Origin of the sequence: Allobosea sp. CER48, from assembly GCF_044752385.1 — a bacterium.
GTDB lineage: Bacteria > Pseudomonadota > Alphaproteobacteria > Rhizobiales > Beijerinckiaceae > Allobosea.
This window is the reverse complement of record NZ_JBIWYK010000521.1, coordinates 1-1,990: the sequence shown is the minus strand read 5'-3', so window position 1 is coordinate 1,990 and position 1,990 is coordinate 1. Positions and strand designations below refer to the sequence as shown.

The following is a 1,990-nucleotide window of genomic DNA, read 5'->3' as shown; positions in this document are numbered from 1 at the left end:
TAACGAAATCGCCTTGTTCGGGCTGCCACGCCGTGCGGCAAAGAGGCGGCCCTTCGGCGGCGCGCGCTGCCGGCCTCAGCCGAAATGACAGACGACCTCGGCGGCCACACGCTTCACCTTGCCATCCTCGAAGCCGAGATAGATGCGCAGCAGATTGCTGCCGAAGGCGGTTGCCCGGATGGTGTGCAGAGCCTCGATCGAATTGCCGTCGGACACGGTGCTGTTCTCGACGGCCGGTGTCCAGAACCAGGGCTTCGGCGGATCGATCGTGATCTCGGTCAGCTTGCGCTCGGCCTCGGCCCGGTCCGTCCCGACCGGGATGAACCGCGAGACGATCTCCGTCGCATCGCGCGCGCATTCACGTCCGTTGGTCACGGACAGCACTTCGGAAACTAGGGCGGAGCGCGTCTGCGGAATGCGCCCCTTCGAGTAGTCATAGGTCGCGACGAGGCAGACCAGAGCGAAGACGGCGAAAGCGACGCCGAGCAGGCGGCCTTTTCGGAGCATGGAAGCGGGCCTCGGACGCGATGCGGAACAAGCCGTCCGCATCGCACCGGTTCCCATGTTTTGCAGCCCCGAGTCCAGAGGCTACGGCATCACACCGGGCGGAGATCCGCCCTAGCCCGCCTTCGGCATCTGGATGACGTTGTGCAGCGTCGTGTCGGCGCCCTTCAGGAAGCGCCCGATATTGCGCGCCGCCTGGCGGATGCGTTGCTCGTTCTCGACGATCGCGATGCGGACATAGTCGTCCCCATGCTCGCCGAAGCCGATACCCGGCGCCACAGCGACTTCGGCCTTCTCGATGAGGAGTTTCGAGAACTCCAGGGAACCGAGATGGCGGAACTTCTCCGGAATCGGCACCCAGGCAAACATCGAGGCCTCCGGCGCCGGGAATTCCCAGCCGGCCTTGGTGAAGCTCTCGACCAGTGCGTCGCGGCGCTTGCGATAGATGTCGCGCATCTCGCGGATGCAGTCGTCGGGGCCGTTGAGCGCAGCCGCCGCCGCAACCTGGATCGGCGTATAGGCGCCATAGTCGAGATAGGACTTCACCCGCGCCAGCGCCGCCAGCAGCCTTTCGTTGCCGACGGCGAAGCCGATGCGCCAGCCCGCCATCGAGAAGGTCTTCGACATCGAGGTGAACTCGACGGCGACATCGATCGCACCGGGCACCTGCAGCATCGAAGGCGGCGGGCTGTTCTCGTCGAAATAGACCTCCGCGTAGGCGAGATCGGACAACAGGATGATGTCGTGCTTCTTCGCGAAGGCAACGAGATCCCTGTAGAAGTCCAACGTCGCAACATAGGCGGTCGGGTTCGCCGGGTAGCAGGTGACAAGCGCGATAGGCTTGGGCACCGAATGCATCATTGCCCGCTCCAGCGCCGGGAACATCGCCGGCGTCGGCTCCGCCGGAACCGAGCGAATCACGCCCCCGGCCATCAGGAAGCCGAAGGCATGGATCGGGTAGCTCGGGTTCGGAACGAGCACGACGTCGCCCGGGCCGGTAATGGCCTGCGCCATGTTGGCGAAGCCCTCTTTCGAGCCCAGCGTCGCGACGACCTGAGTGTCGGGGTTCAGCTTCACGCCGAAGCGGCGCTCGTAATAGCCCGCCTGGGCACGGCGCAGGCCGGCTATGCCCTTGGACGCGGAATAGCGATCGGTGCGCGGCTTGCCGGCGGTCTCGACCAGCTTCTCGATGACGTGCTTGGGCGCAGGCAGGTCCGGATTGCCCATGCCTAGGTCGATGATATCGACGCCCTTAGCTCGCTCGGCTGCCTTGATCTTGTTGACCTGTTCGAAAACGTAGGGCGGCAGGCGCTTGATACGGTGAAAATCGGTCATCTCGAACAGGTCCTTGGCCGGATTGCCGGCAGCCTTTCCTTGCGCGGGTCACTTCTTTGCGCCGAAGGTGCTTAGCACCGCATCTTTCGTCCGCACAGACAAAAAAACGCAAGATTTTGCGAGACCCGGAAAAGCAAACTCGGCGGCGAAA

At 64.1% G+C, this 1,990-nt stretch carries 2 protein-coding genes; both read right to left on the bottom strand.

Annotated features, from left to right (window positions below; genetic code table 11):
* Positions 1-75 precede the first annotated feature (75 nt).
* Positions 76-507, bottom strand: a complete 432-nt coding sequence (locus ACIPIA_RS15085; RefSeq protein WP_400510724.1) for a hypothetical protein — start codon at positions 505-507, stop codon at positions 76-78.
* Positions 508-618: 111 nt separating this feature from the next.
* The gene (locus tag ACIPIA_RS15080) at positions 619-1,839 is read right to left on the bottom strand and encodes an LL-diaminopimelate aminotransferase (protein WP_400510722.1); all 1,221 of its coding nucleotides are present in this window, start codon (positions 1,837-1,839) and stop codon (positions 619-621) included.
* Between the last annotated feature and the right edge of the window lie 151 nt (positions 1,840-1,990).

Excerpts from the sequence above, each read along its gene's own strand:
- ACIPIA_RS15080 (WP_400510722.1), bottom strand. The coding sequence starts at position 1,839 with ATGACCGATTTTCACCGTATCAAGCGCCTGCCGCCCTACGTTTTCGAA.
- ACIPIA_RS15085 (WP_400510724.1), bottom strand. The coding sequence starts at position 507 with ATGCTCCGAAAAGGCCGCCTGCTCGGCGTCGCTTTCGCCGTCTTCGCT.